Below are 16,621 nucleotides of genomic sequence, written 5' to 3'. Positions count from 1 at the left end.
CCGTTGCGGCGGGGGTCACCCACCGGCGGACCGAAGCCGGGCCGACCGACACCCGGCCGGACCGACGCCCGGCCAACGGCTCCGGACGCCCGCTCAGGAGGCGAGCAGCCCCTGCCGGCCCGCGTACTCCCCGAGGCCGTCGGCCGTCGTACCGGCCCAGCCGACGAAGCCGTCGGGCCGGACCAGGAAGACGCCGGTGCCGTACGCCGCGTAGGCCGGGATGCGGACCACTGGGGCGGTGACGGCGGGCAGCGGCGCGTCCGTGCCGACGGTGAGCAGCGTCCAGTGCGGCCCGCGGAAGGCGTCGAACAGCCGGACCGCGCCCCGCCGGCCGTCCGGGGCGCGGTCGCCGGCCCGCAGCGCGTCCGCCGGGAGGTTCCGGCGGGTCTCCACCGAGAGCGTGGACTCCCGGTAGCCGAGGCCGAGTTGCCGGGTCGCCCGGCCACGGCGCTCCTCGCCGCGGTGGACCCGGGTGGACAGCTCCAGCATCGCCGCCGCGTTGCTGCGGCGCTCCTCCTGGTAGCTGTCGAGCAGTTCCTCCCCCGCTCGTCCGGCCAGCACCGCGGCCAGCTTCCAGCCCAGGTTGTAGGCGTCCTGGACGCTGGTGTTCAGACCCTGCCCGCCGGCCGGCGAGTGGACGTGCCCGGCGTCGCCCGCGAGGAACACCCGGCCCGCGCGGAAGCGGTCCGCGAGTGCGGCGCGCGGGCGGAACTCGGAGATCCAGCGCAGTTCGGTGACCTGCTCGGCGGTCAGGTGGGAGCGGGCCGCGACCACCTCGCGCAGTCCGTCGAGGGTGAGGTCGACGGCCGTGCCCTCCGGGAACTGGGCGACCAGCTGGAAGTCCTCGGTGCCGCCGAGCGGGCAGATCGCCAGCAGCCCCTCGGCGGACCGGAACACGTGCCAGTGCTCGCGGCCCAGGCCGTCGATCCGGACGTCCGCGACCAGCATCGGGTCCGGGTCGACGGTCTCCCCGGTCATCCCGATGCCGAGCAGCCGCCGCACCGTCGAGCGCCCGCCGTCCGCCGCGACGACGTACCGCGCCCGGACCGGGCCGCCGGCGGCGAACCCGGCGGTCACGCCCGCCTCGTCCTGCGCCAGGCCGACCAGCTCCCGGCCGAACGCGACCTCGCCGCCCAGCTCGCGCAGCCGCCCGTACAGCACCTGCTGGGTGCGCCACTGGGGCAGCATCAGCGCCTCGGTGTACGGCTCGGCCTCGGAGGGCTCGGTCGGGTCGTACATCCGGTGCTCGCCCTGGGGTTCGCCGTCCTGCCAGATCAGGTTGGGCGGGTAGTGCCCCGCCACCGCGCGGACCCGGTCGAGCACGCCGAAGTCGTCGAACACCTCCAGGGTGCGCGGCTGGAGACCCTTGCCGCGCGAGCCGGGGAAGAGTTCCGCGCCGCGCTCGACCACGAGCGCGGCGACGCCGTGCCGGGCGAGGTCCAGCGCCAGGGCGAGTCCGGTGGGCCCGGCGCCGACGACCAGGACGTCCGTGTGCATGCCGCGAGACGTCACGGCAACCTCCTTAACGTTGTTAAGCAGCCGTTGCCGACAGCCTGCACTTAACGGCGTTAAACTGTCAACCGTGACCCCGCAGAGAACCCCCAAGCTCGACCGCGCCCAGGTCGTCGACACCGCGCTGAACCTGCTGAACGAGGCCGGCCTGGACGGCCTGACGCTGCGCGCCATCGCCACCCGGCTCGACGTCAAGGCACCCGCGCTGTACTGGCACTTCAAGGACAAGCAGGCGCTGCTCGACGAGATGGCGACCGAGATGATGCGCCGCATGACCGGCCGGGCGGGGGAGGGCCCGCCTGCGAGCGACTGGCGGGAGAGCTACCTGAGGACGATGCGCACCCTGCGCGCCGAACTGCTTCGCTACCGCGACGGCGCGAAGGTCTACAGCGGCGCCCGGTTCACCGACACCAGCTACGCGGCCGGCCTGGACGCCTCGCTGCGCGTACTGGTCGAGGCCGGCTTCACCCCGACGGCCGCCACCCGGGCCTGGCAGACCGCCTACAGCTTCACCATCGGCTACGTCGTCGAGGAGCAGGCGATGGGCCCCAACCCCTTCGACGGCGCGGAGGGCTACGACGTGGACGCCCGCGCCGAGCGCCTGGCCGCCCACCCCCTGGCCGCCGCGTCGGGCCGGGTGATGTTCCAGGACTTCGACGAGGGCTTCGAACAGGGCCTGGCGGCGATCCTCGCCGGGGTCGAGGCCACCCTGCTCCGCTGACGGCTCCGGCCCCGCTGTCGCGCACCGGCGCCTGCCGCACCGCGCCGTACCGCGCCGTACCGCGCCGTACCGCGCCGTACCGGGAGACGACACCGCCGGGCCCGTATCGGAGCCCGGCGGTGTCCGTACTTCGGAGAGGTTTCGACGGGGTGCGGTCGAGCACCGTGGAGCGCGGTCAGGCGGTCATGAACTCGCCCGCCCGCAGCGCCCGCCGCACGATCCGAACATCCCCGACGTACCCGTGGAAGACCTTGTCCAGCACCCCCGCGTACGCGTACCCGCCCAGCATCCACGGCCGCCCCAGGGTGGTCAGCCCGACCGCGGGCGTCGCCGGGTTGCGCGCCACCTCGCAGCCGTCGACGTACATCCGGCTGAGCTTCCCGTCGTTGACCACCGCGACGTGCCACCACCGGTCCAGCGGCAGCTGGTGACCCCAACAGGTCGACGCCCCGGTCTGGTTGATCGGGTAGACGCACCACTGGAGGGCCGGCGCCTCGGAGACGCTGAGCGTGGCGACCGGCTCGTCGGCGTCCGTCCCCGGCCCGCTCCTGCCCGCCTCACCGGCCGTCCCCCACCGGCTGAGCAGGGCGGACCAGCGGCTCTGCGCGGAGTCCCAGTCGGCGGGCAGCTTGAAGAAGGCCTCGACGGTGAACCCGCGCTCGAAGGTCTCCCGGTTCAGCGGCGCGGTGGGCACGGTCTGCAGGTAGCCGCCGCGCACCGGCGAGCGGGTGCCCTTGAACAGCAGACTGCCGTGGCCGGGCTGGTCCGGGTGGTGCTCGGCGGACCAGCTGAGCGCGCCCTCGGGCGTGCCGGGGGCGCCCTGCCAGAGCAGGTCGTTGCCCTGCCCGCTCAGGTCCTTGACGACCTGCTGCGGGGAGACGGCCGTGCCGTCCCCGCCACCGCCGTCGAACCGCCAGTAGGCCACCGTGTCGCGCACCAGCAGCTCGCCCGCCCGGCGCGCCGGGCGCTGCGGGACGGGCGCGAAGCCGGCGAACCGGCGGTCGAAGTCGATCGCGAGCGAGAAGCGGTCCACGTCCGAGGTCAGCTCGACGTTCTGTGCCGCCAGCGCGTTGCGCTCCTCGGCCGCGATCTGCTGGATCCACGGCGAGAAGGTCGACACGTCGACGGTGCTGCGGTCGAGATCGAAGCGGTACGCCCGGATCATCGCCGCGCCGCCGTAGTAGCGGTCCTGGTAGTTGGTGATGTGGACGTGCACGTCGTGGCCGGCCCGGTTCTTCAGCACGGTGCGGCCGGGCGGCCAGTAGTGCCCGTTGACGGTCAGGAAGATCTGGTCGTTGCCGTCGACCAGCCGTTCCCAGAGCCGCTTCCCGTTGTCGGACAGCTCGGCGCGGCCGCTGTCGTCGGCGTACGCCAGGTCGTGGGTGGTCAGGATCACCGGGACCTTCGGGTTGGCCGCGATCACCCCGTTCGCCCAGGCGAAGCCCACGTCGGAGAGCCGCCAGTCCAGCGAGAGCACCATCCAGTCGCGGCCGGCCGCCCGGAACACGTGGCAGGTGTTGTAGCCGTCCGGGCTGGAACCGCGGTACCCGGCGGTGCGGGCGGCCCTGGCCTTGGTGAAGGTCTCCAGGTACGGGGTGCTGCCGCGCTGGTCGTCGGTCGAGGAACGGACGTCGTGGTTGCCGGCGAGCACCCCGTAGGCCGCGCCCGCTTCGTCCAGCAGGCCGAACACCTTGGTGACGGCGGCGAACTCGACGGCCAGGCCGTTCTCGGTGACGTCCCCGAGATGGGACAGGAAGACGATGTTGTCGTCCGTCCCGTCCTCCCGGTTGACCCCGCCGTCCAGCACGTAGCGGACCGAGGCCTCCAGCGGCGCCGGGTGGATCCGGTCCTGGTCGAACAGGTACTGGGTGTCCGGCATGACCACGACGGTGAACTGTCGGGCGTCCGGGTCCGGCTGCCAACGCCCCTTCCCCCCGGCCTTCTTCGGCTTCTTCCCGGCCCCGCCGGCCTGCTCGGCCCCACCGCCCTGCTCGGGCCCGGCCGCCTGCGCGGGCACCGCACCGAGCAGGCCGAGACCGGCGGCACCGACCCCGGCGCCCACCAGACCGGCCCCGCGCAGGAATCGGCGCCGACTGGCCGCGGCCGTCCCCTCCCCGTCGAGGTCGGCGGTCCGCGGGCAGCCGCACTCGTGCTCGGTCGCCTGGATGTCGTGCATGTTCGCTCCCGGAAGTGGTGTGGGCCCCGACGGTAGGCACCGGGAGCAGTCGTGGATCATCGGCCGGGCCAAGCCCCGTTGAACAGCGGCCGAATCCATCGGGCGCCGCGATGATTCCGCGCACAACTCGCCGACTACGCGATGGTCCTGGCCGCGAACCGGAACCCGCCGGCCGCCACCGTCCGCCGCTTCCACGCCGATGCGACCGAGCGGGCCCTGGCCCCCGACTGCCCGGCGCGCTACCTCATCGGCTACGCGGACGGACGACCGGTCTGCTCGGCCGAGGTCGTCCTCTTCGCGGGTGTCGCCGGGATCTACAACATCGCGACCCTCGCCTCCGACCGCCGCCGCGGGTACGGCGGAGCCATCACCCTGGCCACCCTGCGCACGGCCCACGACGCGGGCTGCCGCACCGCGGTCCTGCAGGCGTCATCGGACGGGGAACCGGTCTACCGCCGTCTCGGATTCCACGCCTGCGGCCGGTTCACCGAGTACGCAGTCACCCCCTGAGACCTCCGGCCGGGTCGACGGCCGGCGGTCCGGCTGCGGCTCGAACAGCGCGGGTGCGCACCCGCCGACGTGTACCGGCGCCGGGCGCGGGTAGGCGCACCGACGGAACACCACCGATCGACTCCGTTCGGGGGTCGTCATGTCCGTACATCGCAGACCGAGCGTGCAGCACGGCGGCGGGGCCCGTCGCCGGAGCGGCGAGCGCCACGACTTCCCGCACACCTCGCAGGGCCCCGGCCGGACGACGCCGCAGCTGCGGCCCGAGGAATCGGTGCGCCGGGGCACCGAGCCGGTGACCGCCCGTTCGGACCTGGAGCTGCGGCGGCTGCTGTCCCGGGTCTTCCTGGTCCTGTTCGTCGGCGGGACGGTGGCCTTCGCCGTGCTGGCCGCGCTGGCCGGCCCGGGCCCCGCGCCCAACCGGGGGACCTACGCCTTCTTCGCCGCCCTGTGCGCCGGGTTCGCCGCCCTCGCCGGACTCGACCTGCTGGTGATCCGGCGCCGCCTGGCCGCCGGCCAGGGCCGCGACCGGACCGGTGCCCAGGGGCGCCCGGGCGCCGACCGTCGGGGCTCCGACCGCCAGGAGTGAGCCGGCGCCCGCGCCGGGCCCGACCACCACCGGCCCACAACCATCCCACCGGGTCTGGCCCGGTGGCCGTTCGGCAGAGCCCGGGTTTGCATGGACTCACCGAGCCCCCAGCGATCCGGAGGTAGCGCCGTGTACGAGATGTGGGCCGAGCACGACCCGGCGGTCTCCCCGCCCGCCGTGGTGTGGCACGTGGTGGCGAAGGACGACGCGTCGTCCTCGCTCTGCGGGCGGTTCCTGGAGCCCTCCCAGCGCGTCGTCCCGGCAGCGGACGGCGCCGGTGCGGCCGGGCCTGACCGGTACTGCGACCCCTGCCTGGTCACCGTGCGCGAGGCCTTGGCCGCCACCGCGCGGTGACCGTCCGTCGCGACGCCCGCCCGCGTCGCCTCCGCTCCCCCCTCGCCTTCGTTGCGGCACGCGTCCCGGCCGCGTGCTCAGGGCAACGGCACCGCCATCAGGCACGGGTGCCGGCTGCCGGTTCCGGGAAACGCCAGCACGGTGGCCACCCCGCTGGCGATCTCCACCCGCAGGTCGCCTTCCGCACTCTCCCAGACCAGGCCCCCGTCGGGCCCCACGATCTGCGTCTCGTGCACGACGACCGAGCACAGTGGGGCGTGCCCGCCGATCGGGCCGGGGAGCGTCACCGCGTAACGGCGCGTGAGGCTTCTCATGTCTGCCTCCTTCTCCCCCCACCCTGCGTCATCGATTCTCCCCACATCCGACCGCTTGTACACGGAGGACCACTGTCCTCCCGAGGGAGACCGGTGCCGCTTCGCGCCTGCCCCGGCCCCGCGCGTTTACACCCGGCAGACCGCCCATGGGCGTGAACGGCGCCGAACCGGACCGGCGGCCCGGGCCGCTGGGCAGCCGCCGTCCCCGGGTGCCGGCCCGCCGGACCCGGGCGGGGGTGCCGGGCCGGGGCCCGTCCCCGTCCGGGGAGCACGTCCCCTCCGGACTGCGGACGGCGGCCGGGTACACCTGGCGGCTGGCGCTGCTCGGACTCTTCGCCTATCTGGTCGTCGACGTCCTCGCCCGGCTCCAGCTGGTGGTCGTCGCACTGTTCGTGGCCCTGGTCATCACCTCCGTGCTGCGTCCGTTGGTCGACCTGCTGGCCCGGGGCACACCGCGCTCGCTCGCCGTCGTGATGGCCTTCCTCTGCATCCTCGTGCTCGTCGGCGGGGTGCTGGCGCTGGTCGGCACGACCGTCGCCGACGAGTGGACCCGGCTGGGCAACGAGCTGCGCGGCGGGCTCTCCCGGATCGACCGCTGGCTCACCGGCGCCCCCTTCCACCTGCGCCCCGGCACCGTCACCGACCTGCGGGCCAAGATCGGCGCGTTCGTCTCGGCCCACCGCTCCGCCCTGGTCAGCACCGCGCTCAGCGGCGCCGGCCGGATCGTCGAGCTGGTCACGGGGCTGGCGCTCGCGGTCTTCTGCTCGGTGTTCTTCCTGCACTCCGGCGACCGGATGTGGTCCTGGGCGCAGCGGCAGATGCCGGCCCGGAGCCGGTCGGCCTGGGACCGTGCCGGTCGTACCGCCTGGCGCACCTTCGCGGGCTACACCCGGGGCGTGCTGATCGTGGCGGCCTCCAACGCCGTGCTGGTGGGCATCGCGCTGGCGATCCTGCGGGTGCCGCTGGTCATGCCGCTGATGCTGCTGGAGTTCGTGGCGACGCTCGTCCCGCTGATCGGCTCCCCGATCGCCCTGGCGATCGCCTCCGTGGTCGCGCTCGCCGCCCGCGGGCCGGTGATCGCCCTGCTGGTGCTCGCCCTGATCGTGGTCATCGGCCAGATCGAGGGCCACCTGCTGCATCCGCTGGTGCTCGGCTGGTCCGTCCGCATCCACCCGGTGGCCATCGCCGTGTCGGTGGCCGGCGGCACCGTGCTGGCGGGAATCCTGGGCGCGGTGGTGGCCGTGCCGGTGGTGTCGGTCGCCTGGGCGGTGCTCGGCGAGCTGCGCTCCCGTGGCGCACCCAGCGGCTCGGGGACGCGGCCCCTTGCGGCGGGTGATCGGTCCGGTCACCGACCGGACCGGGGCCGGCGCCAGGACCCGGGCGAGGGCGGCCGGCAGGGCGGGTGAGTGCCCGGTGCTCCGCAACGGCACCGCTCCCACTCCCCTCCTGGCCCCGCCGCCCCCTCCGAGCCCCGCCACTCCCCTCCTGGCCCCGCCCCCCGACGGGCCCGCCCCCGGACCGCGGCTGGTCCGCCCGGCCCTCCCGGTGGGGCCGTTGGGCCCTGGCCGCGCGGAGCGGGGGCGGGAATCCTGGTCGCCGGTATTGCGCCGGCTGGGAGTGGAAGGGCCTGGGATGGGCGAGTTGGTCACGGTGAGGGCGTTCGAGGGGCTGACCTGCGAGGTCCTGGCCGAGGCGCGGGCCCGGGTGGGCGCCGCGGCGGCGGCTCCGGGAGTGGGGACGCTGGTGGAGGCCCTGCGGGTCCGGCTCGCGGCCGTGGCCGGGGGTGTGCTGGCGCAGGTGAACGCCGAGGTGGACGGCCGGCGGATCCGCGTCCAGGAGGCCGCGGCCGGGCTCGGCGACTCGCTCGACCGGGTGAGCGACGCGCTGCGCGGCAGGATCAGGGCCGTCACCGGGGCCTGGGCACCGCGCCCGTGGCCGGGCCACCGCGCCGCGGCCCCCACCGGGCCGGACGGCGGCGAGCTCCGCGAGCTCCGGGTGGTCCGGCACAAGGAGCCCTCGCTGGTCTGGTGCTCGCCGGAGGCCGCTGCCCGGACCATGGACGCGATGGACTACGACATCCACCTGTTCACCGATCCGGCGACCGAGACCGACGCCGTGGTCTACCGGGTCGGACCGACCGGCTACCGCCTCGCCCGTACCGTCCCGGCCGGACCGGCGGGCCGCCGGACGTCGCCGATCACCCTCAGCCCGTACGGCGCGCCCCGGCTGACGCAGGCGCAGGCCGTCGACCGGCTGGCGGGCGCGGAGCTGCCGTTCCTGTTCTTCGCGCACCCGGTCACCGGCCGGGGCCGGGTGCTCTACCGCCGCTTCGACGGTCGGCTCGGCCTGATCGCCGGGCACGTCTGACGGGCCCCGACCGGAGCCCGGGGCCGCTCCTGCCGATCGGCCCGGAACCGCGCCGCGCCCCCGCCGGGCAGTCGCTCGACGGGGGCGCGGCGCGGCCGAGGGCCGGTCGTCACATGTTGATCATGTGACCGGCCAGGCCGTGGATGGCCTCCTTGACGGCCTCGCCCAGGGTCGGGTGGGCGTGCACGTTGCGGGCGACCTCGTGGACGGTCAGGTCCCACTGCTGGGCCAGCGTCAGCTCCGGCAGCAGCTCGGTGACCTCGGGGCCGATCAGGTGGGCACCGAGCAGCTCGCCGTGCGTGTTGTCGCTGATGACCTTGACGAAGCCGATCGGGTGGCCGAGGCCGTGCGCCTTGCCGTTGGCGGTGAACGGGAACTTGGCGACCTTGACGTCGTGGCCCAGCTCGCGCGCCTGGGCCTCGGTGTACCCGAAGGAGGCGATCTGCGGCTGGCAGTAGGTGGCGCGCGGGATCATGACGAAGTCGACCTCCATGGTCTCCGCCCCGCCGATGGTCTCGGCGGCGATCACGGCCATCGTCTCGGCGGCGTGCGCGAGCATCAGCTTGGCGGTCACGTCGCCGATCGCGAAGATGTGCTCGACGCTGGTGCGGCCGCGGCCGTCCACTGCGATGGCGTTGCGGTCGGTGAGCTTGACCCCGGTGTTCTCCAGGCCGTAGCCGTTGACCCGCGGCGCGAAGCCGATCGCCTGGAGCACCTTGTCGGCCTCCAGCACCTGCTGCTGCCCGTCCTTGGTGACGGTGACCCGGACCTTGGCGTTCGGGTCGCTGTCGTCGATCGACTCGACCCGGGTGGAGGTCAGCACCTCGATGCCCAGCTTGCGGTACTGCTTGGCGAGTTCGGTGGAGACCTCGACGTCCTCCAGCGGCACCACGCGGTCCAGGAACTCGACGATGGTGACCTTCACGCCGTAGTTGTGGAGCACGTAGGCGAACTCGACCCCGATCGCGCCGGCGCCCGCGATGATGATGCTCTCCGGCAGCTGCTCGGTGAGGATCTGCTCCTCGTAGGTGACCACGCGGTCGCTCAGGCTGGTGCCGGGCAGCAGGCGGGTGGTGGCACCGGCGGCGATGACGCAGTGGTCGAAGGTGACGACCTCGAAGCCGCCGCCGCTCAGCGCGACCTGGAGGGTGTGCTCGTCGACGAAGGTGCCCCAGCCGTCGTACTCGGTGATGCCGTTCTTCTTCATCAGGTAGTGGACGCCCTTGACCCGGCCGTCGGCCACCGAGCGGCTGCGCCGGAAGGCCTCGCCGAAGTCGAAGGTCACCTGGCCCTCGACCTTGATGCCGAAGGTCTTGGCCTCCTTGGTGAAGATGTGGGCGAGCTCGGCGTTGCGCAGCAGGGCCTTGGAGGGGATGCAGCCGACGTTGAGGCAGACGCCGCCCCAGTACTTGGCCTCGATGACCGCGACCTTCAGGCCCAGCTGGGCCGAGCGGACGGCGGCGGTGTAGCCGCCGGGGCCCGCGCCGAGGACGACGACGTCGTAGTGCGTGCTCATGTTGCTGACTCCTCCGAGGATGTCACCGTGTCGTGATCTCGGTCCCATGGTGTCAGGACCGGACCCGGCGCACCCACCGGGTCTCGGCGGATGCGCTCCGCGCGGCACCGTACCGGTCCGTGGCCGGATTGTCAGTGTCCTGCGCTACGGTGGCCGCACCCACGGCCACCAGGGGCGATGAGGCGGGGAGGTCCCGGATGGAGCAGTCTCGGACGGAGCGGTCGGGTACGGCGGTCGGGTGGGCCCGCCGGCCGGGAGCAGCCGCGGGCCCACCCTGGCGTCAGGCCGCCACCCCGCCGGAGTGGGCGTCGCTCGTGCCGCTGATACCGGGCGCCGCCTTGGCGGCCGGGCGCTGGGCCGGGACGGGCCGGTGGAGCGAGGAGAGGTCCCAGGCGTAGGTGCCGACGGCGTTCGCGATCACGTCGATGTTGACGTCGAAGACGCCCATGTCGATGTTGCCGAGGTTGTCGCAGGCCTTGTGGTAGCACCCGTCGTACGCGGCGCCGGCGGTGCCGCCGTAACGGGCCGCCTGCTCCGGGGACTTGACCTTCTCGGCGCCGGTGTCGGTGCCGCCGGCCGGGATGCCCGCGTCGATGAACGGACCGTAGTCGGAGCGGCCGTCGAAGAGGGTCGGGTCGTGCGGCAGGCCCCGGCCGTCCAGGTAGCCGTTGATGTCCCGTTCCAGCTGCGCCGAGCCCTCGGGGCCCGCGTCGCCGCCGGCGCTGCCCGAGCCGTTGTAGACGAACTGCGCGTAGTTGGGGGACGCGATCATGTCGAAGTTGAGGTAGAGGCCGATCTTCTTCTTCTCCGCGTCGGAGAGGGAGTTCACGTACGCCTCGGCGCCCTTGAGGCCGAACTCCTCGGCCGACCACCAGGCGAACCTGACCTTGTTCTTCACCGGGTGGACACTGAGGTTCTTCGCGACCTCCAGGACGCCGGCCGTGCCGGAGCCGTTGTCGTTGATGCCCGGCCCCTCGGGCACGGAGTCGAGGTGCGCGCCGACCATCACGGTGTGGTCCGGGTCGCCGCCGCGGGTCTCGGCGATGACGTTCCAGGTCTTGCGCTGCTCCATGAAGGTCCGGATGTCCAGGGTCACCCGGACGGGCCCGGCGGCGGCCTGGGCGGCCAGGGCCTGGCCCGCGGCCTGGGTGATCCCGCCGGTCGGGATCCGCCCCGCCGTCGGCTCGCTGAGCGTCCCGTTCAGGGTGCCCTCGGTGTTGTTGTAGATGATCGCCCCGGTCGCGCCGACGGCGGCCGCGGCGGCCTGCTTCTCGGCGAAGGAGCATCCGCCGCGCCGGATCAGGGCGATCTTGCCGGTGAAGGCGCCCGACGGGTAGTCGGCGGGCGTGCAGCCGGTGGTGGCGCCGACCGGGGCGACCGCCAGGTCCGCGGTCAGGCCCGCCTCCGGGCCGCCCACCGAGTACGTCATGGCGATCACCGGCACCGATTCGGCCTTCGGGGAGACCACGTCGAGGCGCTCGGAGCGGGCCTCGAAGAAGGTGTACACGAACTCCTGCTTGGACACCTTGAGCCCGGCCCGGCGCGCCTGCTCGTAGACGTACTGCGCGGACTGGTCGTGCCCCTTCGAACCGGCCACCCGGGTACCGCCGTTGCGGTCCGCGATCAACTGGAGCGCGGCCAGCGTGGCCCGCGCGTCCCGGGCACTGCTCGCCTCGACCAGCCGGGAGGCCAGCTTGGCGCCCTTGCGCGCCGGGTCCGGGTCGGCCGAGGCACTGCCGGCGCCGGCCAGCAGCAGCGGGGCGACCAGCGCGGCGACGGTCAGGGCGGCGCCCGCGCCACGCCGGGTGACGGCGGTTCGCGGGCCCCCTGTGGAGGTGGCGGGGTCCTCCGGGACGGAGCGGTCGAGCGGGGAGGTGGGGCGACGGGTGCGCAGCATCAAGGGAGCTCCATCCGACGGGCCGTGAAGGTCATGAGGGTCATGATTTGACATGACCGGAATCCCGTTGCCAAGCCTTTACGCAGACCTTGCGAGATGCGGGTCGTGGCGCGCGCGGTGATATTGGAGGGGTGGGGGCGTCTCATCCAGGAGTGTGACCAGATGTCCATGATGGATAAGCTCAAGAACCTGCTGAAGGGCCACGAGGAGCAGACCGACAAAGCCGTCGACAAGGCGGGCGACACCGTCGACCAGCGCACCGAGGGCAAGTACAGCGGTCAGGTGGACGCCGCCCAGGAGCAGCTCAAGAACCAGTTCCGCGACCAGCCGCCGCAGCAGTAGCGGCTCCTGCCTCCCGCGGGCCGCCCCACCCGGGGCCGTCCGGCCGGCTCGCCACCCCGGTCCGGCCAGCAGGCCGGCTCGCCGCCTTCGTCCATGGGGGTCGATTCTGCCCGGGGCGCTCCCGCGAGCGCGAGTAGACACTGTCTACCAGCACCTGGTAGACAGTGTCTTCATGACCGAACAGGAACAGGACCTACGGGCCCGACTGGTGGCCGCCGGCGTCGAGTTGGTGGCCGAGGGCGGCGTCCAGGCGCTCAGCCTGCGCGAGATCGCCCGCCGCGCCGGGGTCTCGCACGGCGCGCCCCGCCGCTACTTCCCCACCCACCGCGAGCTGCTCGCCGCCATCGCCCAGCAGGGCTTCGGCAGGCTCACCGACACCCTCGCGGGAGCCGACGCCCTCACCGCCACCACCGGCGCCGACGCCCGCACCCGCCTCGACGCGCTCGCCCGCGCCTACCTCGGCTTCGCGGCCGCCAACCCCGGCATGTTCGAGCTGATGTTCCGTCACGACCTGCTGGAGGGCAGCGGCGCCGAACTGCGCCGCACCACCCTGCCGCTCTTCCTGACCTTCGTCGGCCTGGTCTCCGAGGTGCACCCGCGGTCCGACGATCCGGCCGCCGCCACCGCCGCCCTCTGGTCCAACCTGCACGGCCTCGCCCAGCTGCGCACCTGGGGCAGCCTGCGGCTCATCACCGGCGACGATTCCATCGAGCCGCTGCTGCGCGCGACGCTGGACGCCCACCTCGGCCCGGCCGCGCGGTGAACCCGCGGCACCACCGGGGGCTCGTCCTGGCCGCGAGCATCACCGGCGCCGTCCTGGTCGCCGTCGACGGCACCGCGCTGACCGTCGCCCGGCCGGCCCTCCAGCACGACCTGCACGCCTCCGTCGCCGCCGTCCAGTGGGCCGGCACCGGCTACCTGGTCACCGTCGCCGCGCTGCTGGTCTTCGCCGGCCGCCTCGGCGACCGGTACGGGCACCGGCGGGTCTTCGCGCTCGGCGTGACCGGCTTCGCCGCCGCCTCGCTCGGGATCGCCGTGGCGCCCGGCATCGGCTGGGTCGTCGCCCTGCGCGTCCTGCAGGGCGTGGCCGGCGCGCTGCTGCAGCCGGCCACCCTGGGCATGCTCCGGGCCGCCTGGCCCGCCGACCGCCTGGCCGGTCCGATCGCCATCCGCACCGCCGCCATCGGGCTCGCGGCGGCAGCGGGGCCGCTGGTCGGCGGGGCGCTGACCGCGCACCTCGGCTGGCGGTCGGTCTTCCTGCTGGGCCTGCTGCCCGCCGCGGCCGCCCTCCTGGCGGCGCTCGCGGTGCCGGCCGGGGCCGGATCGCCCGACACCCGGTCCCCGGCCGCCGGGCACGGCAGCGAGCACGACGGCCAGCACGGCAGCGGGCTCGACCTGCCCGGCGCGGCCCTGCTCGCACTCGCGCTGGCCTTCCTGGTGGAGAGCCTGGTGACGCTGCCGGACACCGGCCGGCCGGTCGTCCCGCTGCTCTGCCTCGCCGCGGCCGGAGTCCTCGCCCTCCTCCTGGTCCGGCACGAGCGCCGGACCGCCGACCCCCTGCTGCCGCCCGCGCTGTTCCGCTCCACGGCCGTCGCGCCGCCGCTCGTCGTCCTGCTCGCCGCCTCCGCCGCGCTCCAGGGCGCACTCTTCCCGGCCGTCTACTACCTCCAGGACGTGCTCGGGCTCGACCCCCTGCAGAGCGCCCTGCGGGCGATGCCGCTCGCGGTGGCGATGATCCTCGCGGCGCCCGGTTCCGCCCGGCTGGCGAAGCGTCACGGCGAACGGGCGGTGGTGCTGCCGGGGATGGCACTGATCACCGCGGGGGCGCTGCTCACCGCGGGGCTCGGCACCGGCTCCGGGACGCTCGCGATCGGCGGCTGCTTCGCGCTGCTCGGCACCGGCTTCGGTGCGGTGATGGCCACCGCCACCACGATGGTGGTCCGGGGTGTGTCCGCCGCCCGGGCCGGGGTCGCGGGCGGCCTGCAGCAGACCGTCCTGAACACCGGCCCGGCCCTGGGCATCGCCCTGGCCGCCACCGCCGCCGGCCGTACGGACCCCGGCGCGGCGCTCGCGCCGTCCGCGCTGACCATGGCGGCGGTGGCCGGCGCGGGGACGCTGCTCGCCGCGCGGCTGCCCGGACGGGCGGCTGGACCGACGGCCGGTGGGGCCGCCGAGCGGACCGCCGGTCCGGCGTCGGGCGGGCGGCCGGAGCCCACCGGTCGGCGGTGAGCAACGCCCTTGCCGTCACACCCCGGTCCGGTTCAGACCCCGGTTGGGTTCAGACCCCGGTGACGCCGTCGACGCACTCCCGGAGCAGGTCGGCGTGGCCGTTGTGGCGGGCGTACTCCTCGATCAGGTGCACCAGGATCCAGCGCAGCGAGACGCTGTCCGCGCCGATCACCGCGGCGGCCTGCGGGGAGAGCGGGCCGGCCGCGTCCAGCGGCTGGTCCGCGGTCAGTTCCCGGCCCCGGTCGATCTCCCTCCTCCAGTCCACCAGCGCCTCGGCCATCCCGCGCACCGGGTCCAGCCCGTAGCCGTCACCGTTGTCCGCGCCGTACACCGGCGGGACGTCCTGCCCGGCGAACACCCGCTGGTACCAGTTGCGTTCGACCTCGGCGACATGCTGAACCAGCCCCAGCAGGGTCATCGTGGACGGCGGGACGGACGCCAGCCGCACCTGCCGGTCGTCGAGCCCGTCGACCTTGCGGGCGAGCGTGGCCCGCTGGAAGTCCAACCAGCTCTCCAGCATTGCGCGTTCATCGGCGTGCGGGAGCGGGATCGGCCGCCCGTCCGGGGTGAGTGCCATGGCCCCCACTCTGGCACACGCCCGCTGCGGCCCCGCGCGGACTCCGCGACCGTGTCAGTGCGGCGAGCAGCGCGAGCTGCACGGCCGCGCCCACCGCCGGCCCGAGCCACACCCCCGACACCCCCAGCGGCCCGGACAAGACCGCCGAGGCGGTGAGTTGGGCCCCGAGACCGAGCAGGACGGAGACCACCAGCGGGCGCCCGGCGCCCGCCGCCTGGTGCACTCCGCCGACCGCCACCACCAGCGCGTACGGCAGCAGGTAGAGGGCCGCCGAGCGCAGGAAGCCGACGGACTGCGCGGCCACCGCCCGGTCCTCGGTGAAGAGCGCGGTCAGCGGCACGGCGAGCGTGACGGCAAGCACCGCCGCCACCCCGCCGAGCAGCGCGGCGAGGCGTCCGGTGGCGCGGCGCAGGGTGTGCAGCGCGGCGCCCTCTCCCGCGCCGGTCAGCCGTGCCGCCTCGATCGCGGCGGCCTGGCGCAGCGCGTAGAAGGCCATGGTGACGACGAGCAGGACGCGGTAGCCGAGGCCGTAGCCGGCCACCGCCGCGACGCCGAAGCCCGCGACCAGGCCGAGTTGGGCGGTTCCGACGGCCATCCGGGCGGTGAAGTCCAGACCGAACGGTGCGCCCGCGCGCAGGATCCGTACCGCCGCCGCGCCCGCTCCCCCGGTGCCGCCGGGGTCCTGCGGCTGCGGTACGTCGCGTCTCACCGGCTGCGGATCCGCGTGCTGCCCCGGCTGCGGATCTGTGCGTCGCACCGGCTGCCGCAGTCGCCGCCCTCGCCGCACTCGCCGCACTCGCAGGGTGACGGCGAGGGCGATCGCCCGGGAGAGGACCAGGGCCAGGGCGTCGCCCGGCACGCCGAGGGCGGGCAGCGGCCCCGGGCCGAGGATCAGCAGGGGGTCGAGGAGGAGCAGCAGCGCGTTGGAGAGCAGGGCGAGCCGCATCGGGGTGCGGGTGTCGCCCGCGCCCTTGAACAGCTCGTCGGCGATGCGCTGGCCGACGAAGAGCGCGAAGGCCGGGAACGCGACGGCGAGGTAACCGGCGGCCTGTTCGGCGGCTTCGCCGTCCAGGAAGGCGCCTGCCAGCCGGTCGCGCAGCAGGAAGCCGGGGACGGCGAGCGCCGCACTGACGGCGGCACAGAGCCGCCAGGCCGCGCGGGTGGTCCGGGCGGCTTCGGCGTGGTCGCCCGCACCGAGGGCGTGGGAGAGCCTGACGCTGGTGCCGGAGGCGACCACCAGGACCAGGCCGAGCAGCAGGTTCTCGACGGTGCCGGCCAGGGTGACGGCGGCGACCGCGGCCCCGCCGAGACCGGCCACCCAGAGGGCCCCGATCACCGAGGCGATCACCCCGGACAGCAACTCCGCGTAGACGGGTACCGCCAATGCCGTGAGTCGGCGCAACTGGCCGCGCATGCCCTTCTCCCTTCCCCTGTGGTGCTCGTGCGTGACCGGACCGGCCCCGGCTCGCCCCGGCGCGGCCCTGGCCCGCCTCGGCTCCCCTCGATCGGCTGCGGCCCTC

At 74.5% G+C, this 16,621-nt stretch carries 15 protein-coding genes and 1 pseudogene; 9 read left to right on the top strand and 7 right to left on the bottom strand.

Going from position 1 to position 16,621, the window contains the following annotated elements; all coding sequences use genetic code 11:
- Positions 1–93 precede the first annotated feature (93 nt).
- Positions 94–1,497: an FAD-dependent monooxygenase gene (locus tag ACZ6EM_RS25685; protein WP_465773361.1), complete on the bottom strand. Its 1,404-nt coding sequence runs from the start codon at positions 1,495–1,497 to the stop codon at positions 94–96.
- A gap of 85 nt (positions 1,498–1,582) precedes the next feature.
- Here ACZ6EM_RS25685 and ACZ6EM_RS25680 point away from each other — a divergent pair, with 85 nt between their 5' ends.
- Positions 1,583–2,233, top strand: coding sequence for a TetR/AcrR family transcriptional regulator C-terminal domain-containing protein (locus tag ACZ6EM_RS25680; RefSeq protein WP_401050483.1), 651 nt, complete (start codon positions 1,583–1,585; stop codon positions 2,231–2,233).
- Between the two features lie 175 nt (positions 2,234–2,408).
- Here the strand turns inward: ACZ6EM_RS25680 and ACZ6EM_RS25675 are convergent, their stop codons facing one another.
- Positions 2,409–4,409, bottom strand: a complete 2,001-nt coding sequence (locus tag ACZ6EM_RS25675) for a LamG-like jellyroll fold domain-containing protein (protein ID WP_401050486.1) — start codon at positions 4,407–4,409, stop codon at positions 2,409–2,411.
- A 123-nt stretch (positions 4,410–4,532) separates the two neighbouring features.
- On the opposite strand from ACZ6EM_RS25675, the pseudogene ACZ6EM_RS25670 reads away from it, so the two are divergent.
- From ACZ6EM_RS25670 to ACZ6EM_RS25660, 3 genes and pseudogenes are all read left to right on the top strand, one after another.
- Positions 4,533–4,919, top strand: a pseudogene (locus ACZ6EM_RS25670) (GNAT family N-acetyltransferase); the annotation flags it as partial.
- Between the two features lie 139 nt (positions 4,920–5,058).
- Positions 5,059–5,505, top strand: coding sequence for a DUF6343 family protein (locus ACZ6EM_RS25665; protein ID WP_401050489.1), 447 nt, complete (start codon positions 5,059–5,061; stop codon positions 5,503–5,505).
- A gap of 129 nt (positions 5,506–5,634) precedes the next feature.
- The gene (locus ACZ6EM_RS25660) at positions 5,635–5,859 is read left to right on the top strand and encodes a hypothetical protein (protein WP_401050492.1); all 225 of its coding nucleotides are present in this window, start codon (positions 5,635–5,637) and stop codon (positions 5,857–5,859) included.
- A gap of 77 nt (positions 5,860–5,936) precedes the next feature.
- Here the strand turns inward: ACZ6EM_RS25660 and ACZ6EM_RS25655 are convergent, their stop codons facing one another.
- A complete protein-coding gene (locus ACZ6EM_RS25655) occupies positions 5,937–6,173 on the bottom strand; it encodes a DUF6296 family protein (protein ID WP_401050495.1) in 237 nt (78 codons plus the stop codon).
- A gap of 146 nt (positions 6,174–6,319) precedes the next feature.
- Between ACZ6EM_RS25655 and ACZ6EM_RS25650 the strand changes: the two genes are divergently transcribed.
- A complete protein-coding gene (locus ACZ6EM_RS25650) occupies positions 6,320–7,579 on the top strand; it encodes an AI-2E family transporter (protein ID WP_465773316.1) in 1,260 nt (419 codons plus the stop codon).
- A gap of 226 nt (positions 7,580–7,805) precedes the next feature.
- Positions 7,806–8,540 (top strand): sigma 54 modulation/S30EA ribosomal C-terminal domain-containing protein, encoded by a 735-nt coding sequence (locus ACZ6EM_RS25645; protein ID WP_387692252.1) that lies wholly within the window; start codon positions 7,806–7,808, stop codon positions 8,538–8,540.
- 109 nt (positions 8,541–8,649) lie between these two features.
- On the opposite strand, the gene lpdA is transcribed toward ACZ6EM_RS25645, so the two are convergent.
- The gene (gene lpdA / locus ACZ6EM_RS25640; protein WP_387733705.1) at positions 8,650–10,056 is read right to left on the bottom strand and encodes a dihydrolipoyl dehydrogenase; all 1,407 of its coding nucleotides are present in this window, start codon (positions 10,054–10,056) and stop codon (positions 8,650–8,652) included.
- A 280-nt stretch (positions 10,057–10,336) separates the two neighbouring features.
- Positions 10,337–11,953, bottom strand: a complete 1,617-nt coding sequence (locus ACZ6EM_RS25635) for a M28 family peptidase (RefSeq protein WP_452180118.1) — start codon at positions 11,951–11,953, stop codon at positions 10,337–10,339.
- Positions 11,954–12,115: 162 nt separating this feature from the next.
- Here ACZ6EM_RS25635 and ACZ6EM_RS25630 point away from each other — a divergent pair, with 162 nt between their 5' ends.
- The 3 genes from ACZ6EM_RS25630 (at position 12,116) to ACZ6EM_RS25620 (ending at position 14,524) form a co-directional block, all read left to right on the top strand.
- Positions 12,116–12,295, top strand: a complete 180-nt coding sequence (locus tag ACZ6EM_RS25630; protein WP_401050048.1) for an antitoxin — start codon at positions 12,116–12,118, stop codon at positions 12,293–12,295.
- 172 nt (positions 12,296–12,467) lie between these two features.
- Positions 12,468–13,058 carry a TetR/AcrR family transcriptional regulator gene (locus ACZ6EM_RS25625; protein ID WP_465773315.1) on the top strand — a complete coding sequence of 197 codons (591 nt, stop codon included), beginning with the start codon at positions 12,468–12,470 and terminating at the stop codon, positions 13,056–13,058.
- Entirely contained in the window at positions 13,055–14,524 is a 1,470-nt protein-coding gene (locus ACZ6EM_RS25620; RefSeq protein ID WP_465773314.1) for an MFS transporter, read from the top strand. The genes ACZ6EM_RS25625 and ACZ6EM_RS25620 overlap by 4 nt, the downstream gene beginning before the upstream one ends.
- 49 nt (positions 14,525–14,573) lie before the next feature.
- On the opposite strand, the gene ACZ6EM_RS25615 is transcribed toward ACZ6EM_RS25620, so the two are convergent.
- Both ACZ6EM_RS25615 and ACZ6EM_RS25610 read right to left on the bottom strand, forming a co-directional pair.
- Positions 14,574–15,101: a DinB family protein gene (locus ACZ6EM_RS25615; protein ID WP_401044693.1), complete on the bottom strand. Its 528-nt coding sequence runs from the start codon at positions 15,099–15,101 to the stop codon at positions 14,574–14,576.
- Positions 15,052–16,515 carry an MATE family efflux transporter gene (locus ACZ6EM_RS25610; protein WP_465773313.1) on the bottom strand — a complete coding sequence of 488 codons (1,464 nt, stop codon included), beginning with the start codon at positions 16,513–16,515 and terminating at the stop codon, positions 15,052–15,054. The genes ACZ6EM_RS25615 and ACZ6EM_RS25610 overlap by 50 nt, the downstream gene beginning before the upstream one ends.
- Positions 16,516–16,621 lie beyond the last annotated feature (106 nt).

Source organism: Kitasatospora sp. NPDC041917 (assembly GCF_055589745.1).
The sequence above is the reverse complement of the archived record's forward strand: the minus strand, read 5'-3'. Positions and strand labels throughout refer to the sequence as shown.

Coding starts and splice junctions, on each gene's coding strand:
- lpdA (WP_387733705.1), bottom strand. CDS start 10,056: ATGAGCACGCACTACGACGTCGTCGTCCTCGGCGCGGGCCCCGGCGGC.
- ACZ6EM_RS25610 (WP_465773313.1), bottom strand. CDS start 16,515: ATGCGCGGCCAGTTGCGCCGACTCACGGCATTGGCGGTACCCGTCTAC.
- ACZ6EM_RS25655 (WP_401050495.1), bottom strand. CDS start 6,173: ATGAGAAGCCTCACGCGCCGTTACGCGGTGACGCTCCCCGGCCCGATC.
- ACZ6EM_RS25615 (WP_401044693.1), bottom strand. CDS start 15,101: ATGGCACTCACCCCGGACGGGCGGCCGATCCCGCTCCCGCACGCCGAT.
- ACZ6EM_RS25645 (WP_387692252.1), top strand. CDS start 7,806: ATGGGCGAGTTGGTCACGGTGAGGGCGTTCGAGGGGCTGACCTGCGAG.
- ACZ6EM_RS25665 (WP_401050489.1), top strand. CDS start 5,059: ATGTCCGTACATCGCAGACCGAGCGTGCAGCACGGCGGCGGGGCCCGT.
- ACZ6EM_RS25630 (WP_401050048.1), top strand. CDS start 12,116: ATGTCCATGATGGATAAGCTCAAGAACCTGCTGAAGGGCCACGAGGAG.
- ACZ6EM_RS25635 (WP_452180118.1), bottom strand. CDS start 11,953: ATGCTGCGCACCCGTCGCCCCACCTCCCCGCTCGACCGCTCCGTCCCG.
- ACZ6EM_RS25685 (WP_465773361.1), bottom strand. CDS start 1,497: ATGCACACGGACGTCCTGGTCGTCGGCGCCGGGCCCACCGGACTCGCC.
- ACZ6EM_RS25675 (WP_401050486.1), bottom strand. CDS start 4,409: ATGCACGACATCCAGGCGACCGAGCACGAGTGCGGCTGCCCGCGGACC.
- ACZ6EM_RS25625 (WP_465773315.1), top strand. CDS start 12,468: ATGACCGAACAGGAACAGGACCTACGGGCCCGACTGGTGGCCGCCGGC.
- ACZ6EM_RS25650 (WP_465773316.1), top strand. CDS start 6,320: ATGGGCGTGAACGGCGCCGAACCGGACCGGCGGCCCGGGCCGCTGGGC.